Here is a 21,425-nt window from a genome sequence, read left to right on the forward strand (position 1 = left end):
AATAACAACAATGTTAAAAATTCAAAATTTATCTAAGAGTTACCGTACTGAAAACGTTGAGACAACGGCATTAAACAATATCGAGATTGAGATAAAAAAAGGTGAATTCATTGCCATTATGGGGCCGTCGGGCTGTGGTAAATCTACCTTATTAAATACTATTGGCATGTTAGACAGCCCAACGTCTGGTCATTATTGGTTTAACGATGAAGACGTAGCAAATTACTCAGAGGCAAAACTAGCCAATATTAGAAAGCATAATATTGGCTTTATCTTCCAAAGCTTTAACTTAATCGATGAGCTAAGCGTAAGAGAAAATATTGAACTGGCATTGCTTTATCACAACATTCCAAGCGCTGAGCGTAAAGAAAGAGTGGAGAAAGTCATGCAACAAGTTGGCATTACCCACAGAGCCAATCATATGCCAAGCCAGTTATCTGGTGGTCAGCAACAACGTGTTGCCGTGGCAAGAGCTGTGGTTGGCGACCAAACCATGATCTTAGCCGATGAGCCTACCGGAAACTTAGATACCCAACACGGTCATGAAGTGATGGAAATGCTACAAGAACTCAATGCAAACGGTAAGACCATCGTTATGGTTACTCACTCGCCAGCACATGCTGAATTTGCCACTCGCACTATCACCTTATTAGATGGTCAAGTTGTAGAGCCTGCTTTAAAAGCCGTTAGCTAAGGAATACTGACATGTTAATTTATAATTATTTATTAAGTGGCTGGCGCAACATCAACCACAATAAGCTGTTTTCAAGCATTAATATATTAGGTTTAGCTATTGGTTTAGCGGCAGTTACCTTGATCACCTTATTTGTTCGTTCTGAATTATCCTATGATACCTTTTGGAAAAACGCCGATACATTACACCGTTCTCATATTGTATTTAAAATTCCAGGACGCGACCCGTTTAAAGCGGTGTCAGCTCCAGGACCATTAATCCATGCATTAAAAAAAGATTACCCACAAGTAACTCAAGCTTCTCGTGTGGCAAATATTTCACCTGCAATTATGGTGGGCGCAGAAACCTTTATTCAACAAGTTAGCTTGGTTGATAAAGACTTTTTAACTATGTTTGATTTAACCTCATTATCTGGCGACTTAACTAATGCGTTAAACGACCCTCACTCGTTAATATTAACCAAAGAATTAGCGGTCAAATACTTTGGTCAAGAAGACCCGATAGGTAAGACTCTCAGTTTAGATTACGACTATTTTAAACGGGATTACAAAATAACCGCGGTTATTGAAAACTCAGTATCAAATACCCAACTACCAATTAAAGCGCTGGCGTTAATTGATGAAAATGACTGGACTGATCGCACCTCTCTTTTTGCACAGTGGTTTTCAGTCAACGCACAGCTTTATTTTCAAACTAAAAACCCGTCTGACTTAGATCATATCAACGCAACGTTTGACGATTTTTCAAATCGTAATTTTCCAAAACTTCCAATAGGTGGTGCAGACGCTAAAGCATCTGACTTTATAGAATTAAGTGCCATGAATATTAAAGACTTACACTTACATGCGGTAGGCAGCGGTGAAATGACTGAACGTGGCAATGCGACTCGAGTCTTTATTTTCTCAGCAATAGCGGTACTTATATTAATTATCGCCATCATCAATTTTATGAACTTATCAACGGCGCGTGCTAGTCAAAGAGCAAAAGAAGTGTCATTACGTAAAGTGATGGGCGCGTCTCGTTCCAACTTAATTTTCCAGTTTTTAGGTGAGTCGGTATTAGTAACCTTTATTGCGTTAGCCATTTCTATTGGTTTGGTTGAACTTGCATTGCCTTTTTATAACGAGGTTTTAAATAAAGAGCTAGCCATCAATTATGCTTCCACCGACATGTTACAAATTACAGGACTGGCATTAATCGTTGGTATTTTAGGTGGGCTTTACCCTGCTTTTGTATTGTCTAACTTTAGACCCGCAACGGTATTAAAAGCCAATAAATCGGCTGAATCTAGCGCCTCGGTTAAATTAAGAGCCATTTTAGTTGTCATGCAATTTGCGGTATCCATTGGCTTGTTTATTTCTACCGCTGTGGTTTATAGCCAAATGCAATATGCAGAAAAAATGAATCCCGGCTTTAATAAAGACAATATGCTGTTAGTCCACCGCATTGGTTTAGATGTGGTAAGCGAAAAACTGGATATGCTAGTTAAAGAGATCAGCAAAACGCCACAAGTTACCGCAGTTACTTGGTCAAATGAAACCCCTGGCAACACCAATGAAAACAATACCATGCTCCGTTTACCGGGTATGTCGAAAGACGACGCATTATTGATGGGGCAGCGTGGTGTTGGTTATGACTTCTTTGCTACTTATGAAATTAAGGTGTTGGCTGGACGTACTTATCAAAAAGAACGTAATGACACGCCACTTGCTACCGCTCAAATACGTGAAGGTGCGAGTAGAAAGTCCTCCATCGTTATTAACTCGTCTGCAGCTCGTCGTTTAGGTTTCAACAGTGCATCTGATGCAATAGGACAATCTATATTTACTAGCCGAGGAAACCCTAATGAAAATTTAGAAGCTGAATTGGAAGTGGTTGGCGTGGTTGATGATGTGCACTTTGATAGCTTACGCGCGACCATAAGACCTGAAATATATAACTTAAATGCAACTTGGGGCCAAACCCTTTCAGTCAGATTTAATGGGAACCCAGATACATTAAAAACAAACGTTGAAGCGATTTGGGGCAATGCGATAGCCAACATTCCATTTCGTTATTCATTTTTACGCCAAGACGTTGCTGACATGTATAAAACCGAACAAGGCCAAGCCAAAATGTTTGCAGCCTTTTCTGGCTTAGCTATTTTTATCGCTTGTCTTGGTTTATATGGTTTAGCTAATTTCACAGCAACTCGCCGCACCAAAGAAATCGGTATTAGAAAAGTCATGGGCGCATCGGTATTCGATATTGTGAAATTACTATTATGGCAATTTAGCAAACCGGTATTTATCGCCAACTTAATTGCTTGGCCAATAGCATATTGGGCTATGAGTGATTGGTTAGAGTTATTTGTGTACCGTATTGATAATAGCTACATCTTATTATTATCAGCCATCGCTGGTATTGGCGCTCTGCTTATTGCATGGATAACGGTTGCCACTAACTCTATTAGCGTAGCAAAAGCTAATCCAATAAAAGCATTAAGACATGAATAATATGATTTAAGTGTATTAAGTGTTTTTACTAAAAACGTAAAACAAAAAAGAAGCGAACCTTGAGTGATAAACAGGTTCGCTTTTTTGTAACTAATTGAAATTAATACCACACCCAGGCTGATGTCCTTGCTATTTTTAGTACTATTTTTTATTAGCTACTTTTTGTGGTTATTTGAGCCTGTAGATAACTCTATCTAAGATTTAAACATAAGGTTAAGCATAAAATGTAAATCAGAAAAAGAATAATAACTAACTCTCCGTTTACAAACCAAGGGGCTTTAATTTAAAGTGGGAGTGTCTGTTCAAGTTTTATTGTTGAAACTCATCTTTTATGTAAAACCATAGACTGGAAAATGTCCCTCTTTTTTTGAATTTTAAATTAGCTGTAGATGGAATTATAAGTTATGCGACATAATCAATTATTTTTAAAAGTGAGTATCTTGTTATTCACTACTTTTATATTAAATGCTTGTAGTGGTGATTCAGATTTAGACGAGTCGGTAATAACACCAGAACCTGAAGTAACAGCCACACCAGTTCAAACACAAACACCAGTTCCAATACTTATAACCGAACTAGCTCCTCCAAATCTCAAAGCTCCGGAACTACAAACCTTGATTACGCATACTGCGATTGCCCCCTTTGTTTTTACAAATGATGGCGGTGGTGAATTAACAGAATGTAGAGCGGATAGTTTACCAGTCGGTTTAACGATAGCGATTTCTTCAGACTTAACTAGTTGTGAAATCAATGGCATCCCTAGAACATCAGAAGCTAGAACGACTCATACCGTTATAACGAATAATAATGCAGGTAGTAGCATTGTAAATATTGATATTAAAGTGTTGATTGCTGCACCAGCTCTTAATGATGCTAATTTAACTTTTGTGCGAGGCAAATGGGTTGGTATTTTGCTTGAAAATAGCAATGGCGGTGAATTAACGTCATGTACTTTAGATGATGTACTGGATGAATTTGTCGATAGTTTAGATGTAGCAGTATCTGCAGATACAAATACTTGCAATGTCAGCGCAAAGCTTGAATTGGTGTCGGATGACATTAGTTTTACTGTAACAGCCATTAATACAAACGGTAGCTCATCGGCTTTGGTTTCATTAGAGGTTACCGAGCCTAGTGCATTTATCACTATATGGAAAACTGACAATTCGAATACATTAAGTTCCGACAACCAAATCACAATCTCTACATCTTCTTCATATAGTTATGATTTCAATGTTGATTGGGGGGATGACAATATTGATTCTAATATCACCGAAAGTATTACCCACACTTATGATGTAGCGGGTGAATATACCGTGTCGATTACCGGGCAGTTCCCGCAGCTTTACTTCAATGACATTGATTCAAATAATAAAACCGAGGCAGTAAAGCTGATTTCAATTGAACAGTGGGGAGATAGAGTTTGGTTATCGATGGAGCAGTTTTTCTATGGTGCAACAGATTTAGTGATCAATGATAGTAAAACCCCTGATCTTTCTAGAGTTGAAAGTATGAAAAGCCTGTTTGCTCAAGCAACAAACTTTAACAGCGATATCACTCACTGGAATGTTTCTAATGTTTCGGAAGTAAGTTCTATGTTTAAAGGCGCAGCGAGTTTTAATCAAGACATTAGTGATTGGTATATGACTAAGGTCACAGATATGAATTCTATGTTTTATGGCGCAGCTAGCTTTAATCAAAACATTCGAGGTTGGTATGTGTCTAAGATCACAGACATGAGTTTTATGTTTTATGGTGCGACGAATTTTGATCAAGATATTAAAGATTGGCATGTTTCTAATGTCACTAATATGAACTCTATGTTTTATGGTGCGACGAACTTTAATCAGGATATTGGTGGTTGGGATGTAGCTAATGTGACTAGCATGAACTCTATGTTTTATGGCGCAGCTCGTTTTAATCAGGATATTGGCGGTTGGAATGTCTCTAATGTGGCGAGTATGAACTCTATGTTCTATGGCGCTGCTCGTTTTAATCAGGATATTGGCGGTTGGAATGTCTCTAATGTAATAGACATGCATGCTATGTTTGGTGAAGCTTTAGTTTTTGCTCAAAGTATTGATGATTGGGACGTGTCTAATGTCACTGACATGAGCTCGATGTTCGATGGTACTAGATCTTTTAATCAAAGTATTGGAGCTTGGGATGTATCTAATGTCACTAATATGAGCTCTATGTTTCAAAACAGTTATTATAATCAAGACATCAGTGGTTGGGATGTGTCTAATGTCACTAATATGAGTAATATGTTTTATATAGCTTCTTATTTTAATCAAGTTATCGATACTTGGGATGTGACTAATGTGACTGATATGAGTTGGATGTTGGCGCATACTCGCGATTTTCGCCAAGAAATAAGTGGGTGGGATGTGAGTAATGTGAAAAATATGAGTGGTATGTTTAAGGGCTCTATGTACTTTAATCAAGATATTAGTGGTTGGGACGTATCTAATGTGACTGATATGAGTTGGATGTTTAGAGAGGCTCTTAATTTTAATCAAGATATAAGTGGATGGAATGTGTCTAATGTAACCAATATGATCTATATTTTTTCTTATGCATATGATTTTAATCAAGATATTGGTAGTTGGGATGTGTCAAAATTGACGGATATGAGCCGCATGTTTTTTGGCGCGGCTCGTTTTAATCAAGATATTAGCGGTTGGGACGTATCTAATGTGACTGATATGAGTTGGATGTTTTATAAGGCTTATAATTTTAATCAAGATCTTGGTGGTTGGAATGTATCAAGTGTTGCGGATATGACTAATATGTTTTCATCTTCAGCTTTGTCGATAGAAAATTACGATGCTTTGCTTAGTGGTTGGGCAACATTGGAGTTACAGCATACTGTTCAATTTGATGTTGAGGCTAAATTTTCTGATGAAGCACAGTCTGCAAGAGATGTGTTAGTCGATAGTTTTAATTGGGTTATTACAGACTTTGGTTTATTCCTAAATGAGTAGCTATAAATTTAGATTGTTTATTTTAAGTATTCTAACGAATTTAAAGTGAACGTCTGAGTTAATCCTTAATTAATAAAGGAAGTTTATGTCATATTTTTACGTTGTGGTTTTATTTATTATTTTACCAATGTCTGTTCTTGCTGAGGAACTTGATAAGTGTGGTAATAATGCAGAAGCTAAAGCTTTAGTTAAGCTAATTAAAGAAGATGAAGGTCAGCGTCGAACAAGTCTTCGTTGTAACCAGTTATTAACTGATGTAGCTGAAGCTAAGGCTAAAGCCATGTCTGAACGAGGCTTGGTTTCTCATAATTTAGAAGGAAGTCCTAATTTACGTCTACGAAATGCAAATTATAAATTGCCAAGCTATTATGGTGTTAATTTTAATAGTAACCAAGTTGAAGCAATTGCTGGTGGATACAGTACTGCAGTCGATGTTTGGGATGCCTTTAAAAAATCAGAAAAGCATAGAGCACATTTATTAGGTGAAATTGAATTTTATAAAGAACAAGACGAAATAGGGGCTGCTTTTATAGAGAAGTGGAAATCTCCTCATGTTGAATATTGGGTAGTATATTTAACAAAAGGTTACAGAAAGAATCAAACTAAATCCGATAAGATCACCGAGATCCCAAATAAGAATTTATTTATATTAGAAGTAGAGAAGAAGTAAAATGTCAGAGTCGTTTGTTAACTAATGAGAATTTACAGCCTTAATGCATTACGATAAAAGCGCTCTGTTTATTTCTGCGGCTCTGAATTAATTACTATTATCCCCAGTTAAATTCGCGGCTAACGCCCAATATGAACAATAACTTTATCCGTTATTTGCTGTTTTTCTACCATGCCTCCAATGGTTATCCAGTTGCCGTTTACATCTAATAAACCTCTGTGATCCATACTGGCTTGTGGGCTGTTGCTTACTTGCCATGAACGTTTGGCTATGTTGTAAATCCAAATCTCGCTGTTGGGCGTTAGGGCTTTTGGTTTTTTGCTATCGTTAGAGTTTGCTTTGCCATCAATTCTTTCACCATTAGCACCATGCGGCGCATTTGTACCGCCAACAAAGATTATTCTGTCGTTTTCTGTATCACCGGCTGCGGCCATTCTAAATCTTCCTGCGTCGGTAGGGTGTACCCATTGATACCAGCTTATTTTGTCGGCTCTGGTAACGTTGATTTCACCTAAGTAACAGCTGGCTTGTTGGGTGATGGTTCTGTTTGCCGCTAGTTGTGGTGTTACTTTTGCACCATCACAAATCATGATCACGTTATCAACTATGCCACCTGCATGACCAAAAACAGGCGTGCCAATGAATGGGCTTGCTTGAAACCATTCATTTTTTAAGGTGTCGAATACTTGCACTAAGTTAACAGCGGCATCGTTATTCCAGCCCGAAATTACATAGATATAACGATCTCGGTAAACCAAAGCTACTGCATCATTAACGGATACTGGCATAGGTTCTAATTGCGCATAAGTGTCAGTTGGTACATGGTATTTATAAACTCCGGGCGCAGTATCAAAAGACTTTGAACTGCTTAAGTTGTAACCACCAAAAATATATACGCTGTCATTAACACCAACGGCTGTACTGCCAATACGACCATGAGGCTCTTGTAGCGACGGCAATGATGTTATGGCTTGCCACTTATTTTTAAAATCAGCTGCAACCTTTACTCTTGTGTTTGCTTCTATTTCAAAAGAAAAATTAGCGGGAGAGAGCGGTTTTGATTCTGTCTTTAATTCAGAGCTAATGCTCTTCTTATTGAGCTTGTCGTTAGCGCTGCTGTTAGTTGCGTTTTGAGTGCTGTCATTAGCTACGTCATTAACAACATCTAATCTCCAAGCCTTGTTGTGCATACCGCTGAGTTTTTTATCCGCACTTAAGCCAGAAAAACTTAAAATACTTTGTTGACCATCAATAATGACAGACGCCACTGCATTGTTGGTAACTGGCTCTGGGAGTGGTGGTAAGTTAAGTTTGGCATGTGATTGAAACGACAAAATAGCGCTAAAAATTAATACGGTTTTGAACAAGATATTTGTAGAGGTCATAAATTCACATCTCCTTTTTTTCTAGTTTTAGTTAAGGGCGGTTATTAACAAAATACATATCAGCCATGTATTTTGTACTAACTATTGTGATGAGGCAATCTCAAGTACGTCACATTGATTGTTGGTAACTTGCCAGCGGATATTCAAATTATATAAAAGTATGCCGTAAATTTTATCATCAGCTTTATTTTGTTTATAAGATGGTCTTGGGTCTTGTTGCAATACTTGTTCAATTAATAGGGCGAGCTTTGGATATTGTTCTGCTTTTTCTGACAGTGCTTCTAACTGATTTTTCGCCTGACTTGTAAATTTAACATCAAGTGAATTAACCGGAGCGGTATCGGCTAATTCAGATTGAGCATCTGGGATGTTATCAGAATAAGGAATATACGGTTTTATATCCACCACAGGTGTACCGTCCAACAAATCTAACCCTTTTACGTCAATAAACCACTGTTTACCTGACTTTCTGACACCTAATAATTTTACTGCAGACATGCCAATGCCGTTAGGTCTAAATGGCGAGCGGGTAGCTAATACGCCCATTTTTTCATTGCCGCCTAATCTTGGTGGCCTAACGCTGGGTTTCCAGCCTTGTTTAAGGTTCTGATGAAAAAGAAATAAAATCCAAATATGGCTATGCAAACTTAAGTCTTTTACTGCTTCATCACTATTACATTCACCCAATAGTTTGATACTGCCAACGGCGGCATTGCACAAACCTGGTTGCCTTGGAATGCCAAACTTTTCATTAAAAGGCGATTGGATTTCACCTATTGGGGACAAGGAGTAGCTCTGGGACAGGTCTTGGTTTTGGGACATAATTTATTTTTCGTAGTAATGAACTGAATGTATTCTAAACAGACAAACAAGATTGTGAAATGTTAATTGTTAAATACGCTATTAAATAAGTTATTAGGTAATGGTTAGTGAGCAACTAGTGTAATATCCTTGTACTTTGTTGTAGTTAAGGTGTAGTTCAGGTGTAGTTCAATTTGAACGAAATATATTCAAGTTAAAATGATTTTAAAATCTTTTGATTCAAATGATAAATGCATAACTTGAATTCGTGAAAAACGACAATATAAAATTCTAATAATTAACAAATATAGTTATTAACACATACAGTTGCCTACACTGGCAGGGGTAATGAAATAGATGATCGAAATAAAAAATATAACCAAACGATTTGGCGACTTTGTCGCGGTAAATGATTTGTCATTCGATGTTAAACCGGGTGAAGTTGTTGGCTTTTTAGGACCAAACGGCGCAGGCAAATCAACCACTATGAAAATGCTCACGGGCTTCTTGCAAGCAAGTTCAGGCTCCATCACCATAAATGGGATAAATATAGAAGACGATCCCTTGAGCATAAAACAAGGTTTAGGTTATTTACCTGAAGGTGCACCAGCTTATGGTGACATGACGGTATTACAATTTTTAAGCTTTATTGCTGATGTTCGTGGATTAACTGGCAGAAAAAAACAAGCTAGAGTCGCCCGTGTTATTAAAGATGTCGAGCTAGCATCGGTGCTAGACCGCAACATAGAAAACCTATCTAAAGGCTTTAAACGCCGAGTCGGTTTAGCTCAAGCTATTATTCACGATCCTAAAGTGCTTATTCTAGATGAACCAACCGACGGATTAGATCCTAATCAAAAATATCATGTTAGAGAGTTAATCAAGAATCTTGCAAAAGATAAGATTGTTATTATTTCTACCCACATTTTAGAAGAAGTGACGGCTGTTTGTAATCGGGCATTAATCATAGCTGAGGGCGTTAAAATATTTGATGGCACACCAGAAGAGTTGCAAGCCAAGTCATCATTTCATCATGCGGTCACTATTGAATTAAGTGCGGAAGTAGAAAATACCAACGCGTTAACTTCGTTACCGGAAGTGGCTTTTGTTCTTACTGAGAAAAACAAAGTGACGGTGTTGCCAAGTGAAGGTCAGAGTATTTTTACTGCGGTTTACGACAAAGTACGTGAGCTAGATTGGCCGTTTTATTCTATCTACAGTGAAAAAGGCCGACTCGACGATATATTCCGTGAGTTAACCACTTCATCTAATTCAACTGACTTATAAGGGAGACGTTATTATGAATCAGTCGTCTAGTAACCAATCAGTTATGGACCAATTGTCCATGATCTCTATTTTGACTAAACGTGAGTTTATGTCATTTTTTGCTACCCCAATTGCCTATGTCTTTATCGCTATATTTTTGATCATGAGCGGTATTATGACCTTCAATTTAGGCTCCCTTTATGAAAGAGGGCAGGCCGACTTATTACCCTTTTTTAATTTCCATCCCTGGTTATATCTATTTTTAGTTCCGGCATTTGCCATGCGCTCATGGAGCGAAGAACGTCGCAGCGGTAGCATAGAATTGTTAATGACGTTACCGATAACCGCATTCCAAGCTATGGTGGCTAAGTTTATTTCAGCTTGGTTGGTGTTAGGACTTGCATTGGTATTAACGTTTCCGCTTTGGATAACGATTAACTACTTGGGGCAACCAGATAACGGCGTTATTTTTGCTGCTTATATTGGCAGCTGGTTAATGGCGGGGGCGTTTTTAGCCATAGGCATTTGTATGTCAGCGCTATCTAAGTCGCAAGTTATTGCGTTTATCTTGTCTATCTCTATCAGTTTTTTGTTTGTATTAAGTGGTACAGAAGCGGTTATTAACTCATTTAAAGGTGTGCTACCTACAGGCGCGATTGACGTTATTGCGTCGTTATCTTTTATCCAACATTTTGACTCAATCGCCAAAGGCGTAATTGCATTGAATGATGTGGGTTATTTTTTACTGGTGATCATTAGTTGGTTAACCGCTGGTTTAGTGATCATTGAAGATAAAAAGGCGAGCTAGTATGGCAAAGAAAAATACAACGGACACTAAAATGGAGACCCAAATGCATTCAAAATCGTCAATTAAACGAGTTTCTTTTCCAATTGCACTCGGCGTTATCGCGTTTGCTTTTCTGGCACTGGTATTATTAAACAATGTGTTGTTAAACAAAGTTAGATTGGACTTAACTGAAGGTAATGTGTATTCCATTACCGATGGAACTCATCAAGTATTGTCAGCAATAGATGAGCCTATTACCTTGTACTTTTTCTTTTCAGATAAAGCCACTGAAGGATTAACGTCTTTACGTAATTATGCCAATCGTGTGAAAACCTTATTACAAGAATATGAGCTTTACGCTGATGGCAAAATTAAATTACAGATCATTGACCCAGAGGCATTTTCTGAAGCGGAAGATAAAGCATCTGAAATGGGATTAGTGGCTGCACCAATTAACGCAACGGGCGACTCTATTTACTTTGGTCTAGCAGGGACAAATTCATTAGATGATAAAGAAATCATCGCATTTTTTGACCCAAGCCAAGAAAGCCTATTGGAATATGAACTGAGCAAATTAGTACATAAGTTGTCAGATCCAACCCCAATTAAAGTTTCTATACTGTCGTCACTGCCAATTCAAGGCGGAACCAATCCAAATCCAATGGCGATGCAAATGGGGCAGGCTCAAACATTTCCAGAATGGGCTGTGTTGAATCAATTGAAACAGTTGTATCAAGTTGAAATGTTAGAGACGAACGCAGAAACAATTCCAGAAGACACCAATGTGTTAATGATCATCCACCCTAAAGAGCTAGCCGACGCTCAATTGTTCGCCATAGAGCAGTATGTGTTAGCGGGTGGCAAAACCTTTATTTTGGTAGACCCATCGTCCGACTCAGACTCACAAGGGACTAACGTGATGGGCGTTCCAGAAGTATCAACGTCAAACCTTGAACCATTATTTACTGCTTGGGGAATCGACTACGACCCTGACACTGTCGTGTTAGATGGCGCAAAAGGGTTAGAGATTATGATGCCCGACGGTATGCCTGGACGTCATATCGGTTATTTAGGTTTGGATAAAGACAACATAGATGAACTTGATGTTGTCACAGCTTCACTATCAAGTATTAATGGCGCAAGTATGGGCGCGTTACGCTTATTGGATGATGCGACAACAAGCTTATCACCTTTGTTAATTAGTTCAGAATACACAGACTTTACCGATCTTGCGCGCTATCAAATGTCAGGAACCAATCCTGATATTTTATTGACTGATTTCACCGCGAGAAATGCCAATGTGGTATTAGCTGCAAGAATAAGCGGTGCAGCTAAAACCGCATTCGACACGTTACCTGAAGGTGTTGCTGGTACAGATTGGATTAAGTTTTCTGACAATATACAGTTAATTGTGGTTGCCGATACTGATTTGTTAACTGACCGTTTTTGGGTGCAAAGTAGTAACTTTTTTGGTGAAACTGTTTTACAACCATTTGCTAATAATGGCGACTTTGTTGTTAACGCCGTAGATAACTTAGGTGGTAATTCAGCCTTACTTTCAATCCGTGGCCGTGGTGATTATCAACGTCCATTTGATGTTGTTGAACAATTAACGGTTGAAGCCGAAGCTAAGTTCAGAGAGCAAGAGCAGCAACTGCAACAGCAGTTAAATGAAACTGAAAACCAATTAGCTGAACTGCAAAATCAACAAGCTGATAATGGTTCTCTAGTATTAAGTCCTGAGCAAGAGGCGGCTGTTGAGTCATTTGTGGCTAAGAAATTGGAAATTAGAAAACAGCTTAGAGAAGTACAGCACCAGTTGAATAAAGATATTGAATCTTTAGGTACTGTGATTAAGTTACTTAATATTGCATTCTTCCCACTGATTTTAACGTTAGGGTTAGGATTATTAGCTAGACGCATTCGTTATAAAATGTCGGCTCAATACCAAGTTAAGCCACAAGCTGAAGCTAAACAAACGCCTGAAGCTACAAAAGCTAAAACTAAGAAGTAGGAATTAACATGAGAATTAGTTTTTTAATTAAGGTATTAGCCGTTGGCGTATTAGCGGTATTGCTAAGTAGTTACTTTATTAGTAAAAACAAAGGCGTGCAAAGTTTTGACGACACCTTGTTGTTGACCGATTTTGACGTCAATTTAGTTGATAAAATTCAAATACAAAATGCGGCTAGTAAACAATTTATTAGTGCCGAGAAAGTATCTGGTAAGTGGGTTTTACCTAATAAATTTGGTTATGCAGCGGATGTTAAAAAATTATCAAAGCTGTTACAAAATTTAAAAGATACGCAAATAGTTGAATTGAAAACCAAGCAAGCAAAGTATTATTCGCGCTTGGGTTTACAAAGCTTAGATCAAGGCAATGAACTAGATGCAGAAAAAAGCCAGGCACAACTGTTAACATTAGTTGCGGGTGATGAGTTTACTCAGCTTTTAATTGGAAATGAAAGCCAATCATCAACAGGACGTTATGTACGTTTTGCTAGACAAGAGCAGAGTTACTTAGTGACATTGGATATTAATCTCCCTAGCGACGACTCATCTTGGTTAATGCCGAAGATAATCCCAATAAACGTTAACCAAGTCAGCCAGGTTGATATTGCTTTTTTTAATGAAAAGTCGAATAAAAAATCCAGCAATAAGTTTGCTATTGCACGTCAAGCCCATGAAGAAAGTGAGACTGATAGTTTAGCAGGGAACTTTGAGCTGTTAAACAAGACTAAAGAACAAGTACCACAATACGACTCTATTTTTACTGGCTTAGTTAGAAACATAATTAACATAACGGCCAAAGATATTAAGTTAGCAGAGTCGAGTGAAATGAAGTTGCAGCAAAGTATCGTGTTAACGTATTTGGATAACGGCTTAATCGACAAGCCAGATAATAAAGTCATGCTGGACGATAAAGTACAAAGCAAAACGTTGACCTTACAGCTGTATAAAAATGATAGAGAGACTCTAAGTTACTGGGTTCGTTTGGAACAAAGTAAATATTTAATAAATATATCGGAGTTCGACTTTAAGCAAATAAGTAAACCTGTGAATGATTATTTGGAGTGATAACATTTTCTTTTAACCTAGATTACATTGTTATTGTTCAGCCACTATGGCTGTATAATAAAAGCACAATTAAAATAGGTTAAAGTTTGTTCAGTGTGATGTAAAGGTGTACTATACACATTGATTCTAAGTGCATAAAAAGGTTGTATAAATGTCTGTTTTATCTAATGAAGAACTCGCTTATTTTAGCGGTGCCTTTTCTCCAATAGACGATAGCGCTGATAATTCACTATCGAGACATTCATTAAGTGTCGCGACTGAAATACCAGACGTGTTGACTCATATTTTAGGTAACGCTAAATTAACTTTGCTGGCTGAAATTAGCTATTATCGTTTGTGGTTTCCATTAACGCTAAAAGTCGATGATTTTGGTACGCTTTCACCTGAGTTAGGCATACCTGAAGTTATTGATACGCGTGGTGGCGAACGTAGTTGGCGTCTTGACCATGTTAAAAATGTAAAGCTAGTTGATAATGACACCGAAAAAGATGTTGAGGTTTTATCTCTATCAAGCTCAGGTATGACAATTAAAGTACCGCAAGACTTTGATACTACAATGACACACCTTAGCCAATTGATTTTACCTAATGGTGCTTGCCTTGACGTAATGTTAGACCCAGTTAGAACTGAGAATGGTGTCATGGCTGCAAAAATTAGTGCCGAAGGTGAGTCCCGGGAAATATTACGACAATTTCTATTTAGCGAACATAAAGCTAAATATGAACATCTTTATAAAAATATTAAGCATTAACCAAGCTAAGCATTAACTAAGCTAAGTGTTGCAAGCGCTTAGACTCAATTTCAATGACTAACGTCAAGAGTGAATTGCTTAGTCTTATGTACAGACTAAGCAAACGCTACTCACTTTATAGAAAGTCACTATCTACTTATCCTGTTATATATATCAAAATCATATCTTTAAAAGTGGCTGATGTTTCTTTGGCTATTTTTTTGTGCACAATCTTTGCATAGGAAAAGCTAATTAAAATAAATGAACGTTATTGCTACTATGAATAATAAAATGAAAGTTGAAATTTGGTCAGATATCGCTTGTCCTTACTGTTACATAGGCAAACGCCGTTTTGAAATGGCCCTTGAAAAATTTGACGGTAGAGATAATGTTGAAATTATTTGGCGTAGCTTTGAACTAGATCCAAACGCAGAATTATCCTATCAAGAAAATAAATATGAGTTATTGGCTAAAAAATACGACCAACCATTAAAGTGGGCTGAATTAGCATGCGACGATATGGCCAAACAAGGTGCTGAAATTGGCTTAACTCTTGATTTTGATATTAACAAACCTACCAACACATTTAACGCCCAACGCTTAATCCATTTAGCGACTGAGTCAGGTAAAGAGCAAGAAGTACAAAACTTATTGTTTGAAAGCTTTTTCGCTAAAGGTGAGCTTATTAGCCAAAATGATATCCTGTTAAATATCGCCGCAAACGCTGGTATTGATAAAACTAAAGCCGAGCAATTATTAAACTCTGATGTTTATAGTGACCAAGTAAAAGAAGATGAAGCTTTGGCAACCGAGCTTGGTATTGAATCTGTTCCATTTTTTATTATAGATGAAGCTTATGGGATGGAAGGTGCACAACCGGTTGATCATATCTTAACTATGCTGGAAAACGTTTCTAACGGCGCTATTTAACTTTCATAAATTCCAGCGATAAAGCTTTAAAATTAATACCCAGAAAATCCCGCAAAAAACTCAGTTATATCTGTCACAAAAACCTGCATTAATTACCTTGTTGTTTTTATAAACAACGAGGTTTTACTTTTCGCTATCAATTCACAAGTGTTGCTTTATTGTACCGCTTGAGTGTAAATTAATCGTATTGATTAGTTTAAATAACCTCAATATTTACAAAAGATTAGAAAAAATAATCTATTATTTTGTTTTTTTATATCTAATTAGTGGCAATTCTAGAAATAACTATTACGTTATAAATTAGGTTTATGAAATTAATCATCATAAATCCAATAATAATTATAAAAATAAAATAATAATAACAATACGAATACGGGAATACATATGTACAAATTATCTCCATTATCAAAATTAGTAAAACTGTCATTAATGACAGGACTAACAATTTCTGCAGCATCCACCTCTACTTTTGCTTTTGCCGAAGAAGATGATCTTATTAAAAATGTTGAACGCATAGCCGTTGTTGGCTCTCGAGGCGCTCCTCGTTCAGTTGATGACTCACCAGTTCCAATTGACCTAATTGGTGGTGAAGAATTAGAACGTGGTGGCAACACCGATATGCTTGAACTGCTTAAAGGCTCAATACCTTCTTTCAATGTCCACAGTAATCCAATCTCGGATGCTGCAAGCTTAGTTAAACCAGCTAACTTACGTGGATTGTCATCGGATAGCACATTAATACTGGTTAATGGTAAACGTCGCCATAGAGCTTCAGTTATTGCTTTATTAGGCGGTGGTATCAATGATGGTGCTCAAGGACCTGATATATCAGTTATTCCTAGCTCAGCATTAAAACAGGTTGAAGTACTTCGTGATGGTGCCGCGGCTCAATACGGCTCTGATGCTATCGCTGGTGTTATGAACTTTGTGTTAAAAGACGATGCAGAAGGCGGCTCGTTAACGGCTCGTTATGGTTCTTATTATGAAGGTGATGGCGACGCTGTAGAAATCTCGGGCAACATTGGTATGCCGCTTACAGAAGCTGGTTTTGTTAATGTAAGTTTTCAATATAAAGACTCTGAGGCGACGAGTCGCAGTGTTCAACGTCCAGATGCCGCTGGCTTAATTGCCGCCGGTAATACAGCTGTTTCTGACTTAGCACAAATTTGGGGTTCTCCTGAAGTTAACGATGACCTAACTATTTTTGTGAATTCAGGTTTGGACTTAGCAAACGATGCCGAAGCATATATGTTTGGTAATTACTCTAAGCGTGATGTTCGTGGTGGCTTCTATTATCGTAATCCACACGACCGTGGTGGTGTATATTCAAATGACGGTGGCGAGACATTACTCATTGGTGATATTGCTGAAGCTGGCGGAGCTGCAAGAACATGTCTTGATGTACCAATTACAAGTGGCAATGTGTTAACTCAAGACAATTACATTAATAATGTTGTTAATAACGATAACTGTTTTAGTTTTAATGAAATGTTACCTGGTGGTTTTACGCCTAACTTCGGTGGCAGTATCGTTGATACTTCAATCACTATGGGGACTCGTGGTGAATTTGATAGTGGTATCACATACGATTTCAGTGGTTCAGTTGGTTACAATCAATCTAGTTATGTTATTTATGACACAGTAAATGCCTCATTAGGTCTTGATACTGGACGTGATTTTAATCCGGGTAAACACACTCAATTAGAAAAAACATTCAACATGGATTTCACCAAAGAAATTAATGTAGATATGTTTGAATCACTAATGCTTGCTGGTGGTTATGAGTGGCATGATGAATCTTTTGAAGTGACGGCTGGTGATGTAGATTCTTATACTGCAGGCCCATATACCTCACAAGGTTTTGGTATTGGTTCAAATGGTTTTCCAGGATTTAAGCCGGAAGCCGCTGGTGAATATACTCGTAAAAATAGTGCCTTTTACGTTGATTCAGAGGCTCAAGTTACTGATGGATTCTTAATCGGTGCAGCCATACGTTTTGAAGATTATAGTACATTTGGTACTGATACTAATTACAAGTTAACTGCACAGCTGAATTTGACGGATGACTTCTCATTACGCAGTTCAGTGAGTACTGGTTTCCGTGCTCCAACAGTTGGTCAAGCAAACTACTCTAATGTGCAAACTGCGTTAGAAGATGGGGCATTGGTTGATTCTGCATTGTTACCAGCAACTAACCCTGTTGCGATTCAATTAGGTGCAACCGAGTTAACACCAGAAGAATCTCAAAGCTATACATTGGGCGCGGTTTTAAACGTAGGTGAAGTATTTATCACTCTTGATTATTACAATATCTCTGTTGAAGACCGAGTTTCTCAATCGACTAAATACGAGCTAAGTGACGCTGATAAAATAGCTCTTAAAGCAGACGGTGTTGCTAATGTAGATTCAATTCAATTAGTAAGTTTCTTTACCAATGACTTTGATACGACGACACAAGGTGTAGACTTTATTGCTAACTACGCGACCGACCTTTTTGATGGTAATGCGACCTTTAGTTTGGCCTACAACTATAATGAAACTGAAGTAGATAACTTTACTGAAATCACTGGTGATTTTAAAGTATCTCGTTTAGAAAATGACTTGCCAAATCACCGTGCTACATTAACTTGGGCGCAAAAGTGGGAGAAAGTAAACTTCTTGCTACGTGGTAATTACTATGGTGAATATCAAGGCGTACACGTTGATTACGATGCAACCATTAATACAGGTGAAGCAGCTGTAACGCTAGATGCGGAGTTAAGTTACTCTGTTACTAATGAGATAATTGTATCTGTTGGTGCACAAAACTTACTTGACCAAAAAGCAACTGAAATTAACTTTACTGAAGCCGGAGCAGCTGCTTGTGGCGGTTGTAGCAATAGTCAGTGGGGCGGACAATATTACGAAACGTCTCCATTTGGTTTCAACGGTGGACTTTATTACGTAAAAGCTACGTATAAATTCTAATAGAGTTTAATTCAAAGTAACAAAAAGGCTCCTATAAGGAGCCTTTTTTAGTTTAAGTCGTCAGTATTAATGCACTGATTTATAAATAAACAAAGTTATAACCAAGTCTTAGTTTATAAACACGCCTTCGTTTATAAACCCAATACTTCTTTACCTTGCTCAAATACAATATCAACTGGGATATTTGCAGTTGTTAGTCTTTCCAAATCAGCGGCTAGTTGTGCTTTTATAACGCCTTTTTCAGCAACTAATTTAGCTACGCCAGTGTAATCACCGTCGCCTTGTATAGTTAATATTAGTTTTGATAAACCGTTCATTGCATCACGCATCTTAGTCATATCAACGCTGTATAAACCTTGTTCATTACGTTTAAATGCGTTGTTTTCTGCAAAGTAGTTAAAGCGGATCATATTTGCTTTACCGTGAGCAGAACTTGCGCCAAAACGTACTGAGCGGAAGATACCAGCTAAGAACGTAGTGTAATAATCTTCCAATTTACCTTCTGTGATCACGCCTTGTTCAAACAACTGAGTGATCATGTACAAGCCTAAAATATCGGCTTTGCCTTCTTCTAACGCAGAAGCATATTCTTTTAATGACTGACGTACGGTGCCTTTATCGTTGATCGTATTTTTAATGCCTAAACCGTGAGCAACTTCGTGAAACATAGTGTTATTAAAAAACGCATTAAAGGTAATGTTTTCACGTTGTTCAGGCACAATTAATAAGTCGGCGATAGGTAACAATATTTTGTCGAACTTAGCTTGCATTGCATTTTTAAGTTGTAAACGACGTGTACCTTTCTTTAATTGCACTTCTTCATCATTTGGCAGGTTAATCGCGATGGTTTTAGAACCCGCGTTTGAATGACCAGCGTAATACACAACGTCATAGGCATTTAATTCAGCATTAGAACCTGGCATTTCAGCTTTGTACTTATCTGCAACCGGTAAGCCTTTTTGTAATTCAGGAAGGGTAGAAGCGTATTTAACTAACTTTTCACTCCATGCCATATCTTTAATTAATACATAAGCTTCAAACGCTGCACGGTAGCCGTATAACATATCTTCGTAGTTTTCGATTGGACCGTAAACTAATTCGATTGAGTTTGACTTCATATCCATCCAAGCAAAATCAGATGCTTGGTATTCATTGGTTAATAAAGCGTCGGCTCTCAGTTTTAAGTAATTTGCGAACTCTTTGTTGCTAGCTAATTTAGATGCTTTTAATAGCAACTCAGCTGCTTTGGTTAATTTCTCCAAGTAATAAACTGAATAAGGTACCGAATATAACTGGCCTTTATCGTTACGTTCAACAACAGAGTATAAACCTGTCTTATCAACAATATCCGCTGACTCGAATTCTTCTTTAGTCATATCTTCAGGATAAAACTGTGCGCCTAATGGCTTTGCTGTTTGGCCCGCTAAAAATGCTTCATCACCTTGTAATCTATCCCAAGGGCCGTAGTTTACGTCGGCATAAGTTCTGGTTTTTTCATCAGCAATACTAGCTAAAAACTCATCTTTGTTTTTACCGTAAGCTTGTTGCCAGAATAACTCGTCCATGATTTTTGATGCATCAATTAACACAGCAAGCATTTGTTTTTGTTTATCACTTAAATGTGACAAGTCGGCAGTTAATGTGACGGGAGTATAGATATCAAGGCGAGATGCAAATTCAGGCTTTAATGTGTCGACAGTCGTCGTTTCTTCAGTCGTATTTTGTCCACATCCAGCAAGTACTAAAGATGTTAGTAAACCTAATGCTAAGGTCAGCTTAAGCTTAGATGTTTTTGATTGTAATCGTTTCATAGATGATCCTTTTTTTGCAATTATGTGTGCGCTTATAATTATTTTTTTGTTAACGGTTAAATGGTAAGGCTTTTAACTCAGGGCCTTCATCCGACAACACTAACACTGAACCTTGAGTGTACCAATCGCCAACCACAATTCGTTGCTTGTTCTGTGGTCTGCTATGTATGTTCGGTCTGTGGGTGTGGCCGTGAATTAACCAATCGCATCTTGAGTTTGACATTACGCGTTGTACTTCACGTTCTGCAACGTCCATGATGGATTCTGGTTTATCCATTTGGCTTTTTTTGCTGATATTGCGGTATTTGGCTGCTTTCTTTTTACGTAAGAACAAAGGCAAACTTAACATTAAGGTTTGCCACCACCAAGAACGGCTTTTTCTTCTAAATACTTGATAATCCACATCGTCGATACAAAGCTGATCGCCGTGCATAAACAAAATGGTTTTATTGAATTCTGTTGTTATAAAACTCTCGGGTAGTAATGTCATGCCACAGCGTTTTGCGTATTTTTTACCAAGTAAAAAGTCACGATTACCATGAATGAAAAACACAGGCGTATGCTGTGAGAATTTGCTGATAGAGTCTGCGATTAATGTACTGAATTGGTTGATGTCGTCATCCCCAATCCAAGATTCAAATAAGTCGCCTAAAATATATAACGATGAGTGTTGGTTAGCTTCCGCTTGTAAAAAGTCTAAAAAACATTGAGTAATGTCTGGGCGGTCTGGATTTAAGTGTAAGTCTGCAATGACTAATATTGATGGCATATAATTTTCAGTCTTAATAAAAAGGGCATCAAACGATGCCCTATAACGATATTGA

15 protein-coding genes are annotated in these 21,425 nt (G+C 37.7%); 11 read left to right on the forward strand and 4 right to left on the reverse strand.

Annotated elements, in window-relative coordinates; all coding sequences use genetic code 11:
• Positions 1-10: 10 nt before the first annotated feature.
• The 4 genes from BTO11_RS07865 to BTO11_RS07880 all read left to right on the forward strand — a co-directional run bounded on the left by BTO11_RS07865 (position 11) and on the right by BTO11_RS07880 (position 6,846).
• On the forward strand, positions 11-694 hold the full coding sequence (locus BTO11_RS07865; RefSeq protein ID WP_105052087.1) for an ABC transporter ATP-binding protein: 684 nt from the start codon (positions 11-13) through the stop codon (positions 692-694).
• 11 nt (positions 695-705) lie between these two features.
• Positions 706-3,189 carry an ABC transporter permease gene (locus BTO11_RS07870; RefSeq protein ID WP_105052088.1) on the forward strand — a complete coding sequence of 828 codons (2,484 nt, stop codon included), beginning with the start codon at positions 706-708 and terminating at the stop codon, positions 3,187-3,189.
• Between the two features lie 404 nt (positions 3,190-3,593).
• Complete coding sequence (locus BTO11_RS07875) at positions 3,594-6,176, forward strand: BspA family leucine-rich repeat surface protein (protein ID WP_105052089.1); 2,583 nt, start codon at positions 3,594-3,596, stop codon at positions 6,174-6,176.
• An 85-nt stretch (positions 6,177-6,261) separates the two neighbouring features.
• Positions 6,262-6,846, forward strand: a complete 585-nt coding sequence (locus BTO11_RS07880; protein WP_105052090.1) for a CAP domain-containing protein — start codon at positions 6,262-6,264, stop codon at positions 6,844-6,846.
• Positions 6,847-6,965: 119 nt separating this feature from the next.
• Here the strand turns inward: BTO11_RS07880 and BTO11_RS07885 are convergent, their stop codons facing one another.
• On the reverse strand, positions 6,966-8,231 hold the full coding sequence (locus BTO11_RS07885; RefSeq protein ID WP_105052091.1) for a Kelch repeat-containing protein: 1,266 nt from the start codon (positions 8,229-8,231) through the stop codon (positions 6,966-6,968).
• Positions 8,232-8,312: 81 nt separating this feature from the next.
• On the reverse strand, positions 8,313-9,053 hold the full coding sequence (tsaA, locus tag BTO11_RS07890; protein WP_105052092.1) for a tRNA (N6-threonylcarbamoyladenosine(37)-N6)-methyltransferase TrmO: 741 nt from the start codon (positions 9,051-9,053) through the stop codon (positions 8,313-8,315).
• Between the two features lie 336 nt (positions 9,054-9,389).
• Here tsaA and BTO11_RS07895 point away from each other — a divergent pair, with 336 nt between their 5' ends.
• The 7 genes from BTO11_RS07895 to BTO11_RS07925 all read left to right on the forward strand — a co-directional run bounded on the left by BTO11_RS07895 (position 9,390) and on the right by BTO11_RS07925 (position 18,790).
• Positions 9,390-10,319, forward strand: a complete 930-nt coding sequence (locus tag BTO11_RS07895) for an ABC transporter ATP-binding protein (RefSeq protein ID WP_105052093.1) — start codon at positions 9,390-9,392, stop codon at positions 10,317-10,319.
• A gap of 52 nt (positions 10,320-10,371) precedes the next feature.
• Positions 10,372-11,106 carry an ABC transporter permease subunit gene (locus BTO11_RS07900; RefSeq protein WP_105053702.1) on the forward strand — a complete coding sequence of 245 codons (735 nt, stop codon included), beginning with the start codon at positions 10,372-10,374 and terminating at the stop codon, positions 11,104-11,106.
• A gap of 1 nt (position 11,107) precedes the next feature.
• Positions 11,108-13,099, forward strand: a complete 1,992-nt coding sequence (locus BTO11_RS07905) for a GldG family protein (RefSeq protein ID WP_229793319.1) — start codon at positions 11,108-11,110, stop codon at positions 13,097-13,099.
• A gap of 8 nt (positions 13,100-13,107) precedes the next feature.
• Positions 13,108-14,163: a DUF4340 domain-containing protein gene (locus tag BTO11_RS07910; protein ID WP_105052094.1), complete on the forward strand. Its 1,056-nt coding sequence runs from the start codon at positions 13,108-13,110 to the stop codon at positions 14,161-14,163.
• Positions 14,164-14,314: 151 nt separating this feature from the next.
• Positions 14,315-14,914: a hypothetical protein gene (locus tag BTO11_RS07915; protein WP_105052095.1), complete on the forward strand. Its 600-nt coding sequence runs from the start codon at positions 14,315-14,317 to the stop codon at positions 14,912-14,914.
• A gap of 270 nt (positions 14,915-15,184) precedes the next feature.
• Positions 15,185-15,823 carry a DsbA family oxidoreductase gene (locus BTO11_RS07920; protein ID WP_181135869.1) on the forward strand — a complete coding sequence of 213 codons (639 nt, stop codon included), beginning with the start codon at positions 15,185-15,187 and terminating at the stop codon, positions 15,821-15,823.
• A gap of 384 nt (positions 15,824-16,207) precedes the next feature.
• Entirely contained in the window at positions 16,208-18,790 is a 2,583-nt protein-coding gene (locus BTO11_RS07925; protein ID WP_105052097.1) for a TonB-dependent receptor plug domain-containing protein, read from the forward strand.
• 131 nt (positions 18,791-18,921) lie between these two features.
• Here BTO11_RS07925 and BTO11_RS07930 read toward each other — a convergent pair whose 3' ends face one another.
• Positions 18,922-20,601, reverse strand: coding sequence for a dipeptidyl-peptidase 3 family protein (locus BTO11_RS07930; RefSeq protein WP_105052098.1), 1,680 nt, complete (start codon positions 20,599-20,601; stop codon positions 18,922-18,924).
• A 49-nt stretch (positions 20,602-20,650) separates the two neighbouring features.
• Positions 20,651-21,370, reverse strand: a complete 720-nt coding sequence (locus BTO11_RS07935) for a UDP-2,3-diacylglucosamine diphosphatase (protein WP_105052099.1) — start codon at positions 21,368-21,370, stop codon at positions 20,651-20,653.
• Positions 21,371-21,425 lie beyond the last annotated feature (55 nt).

The organism is Psychrosphaera saromensis, from assembly GCF_002954545.1.
GTDB lineage: Bacteria > Pseudomonadota > Gammaproteobacteria > Enterobacterales > Alteromonadaceae > Psychrosphaera > Psychrosphaera saromensis.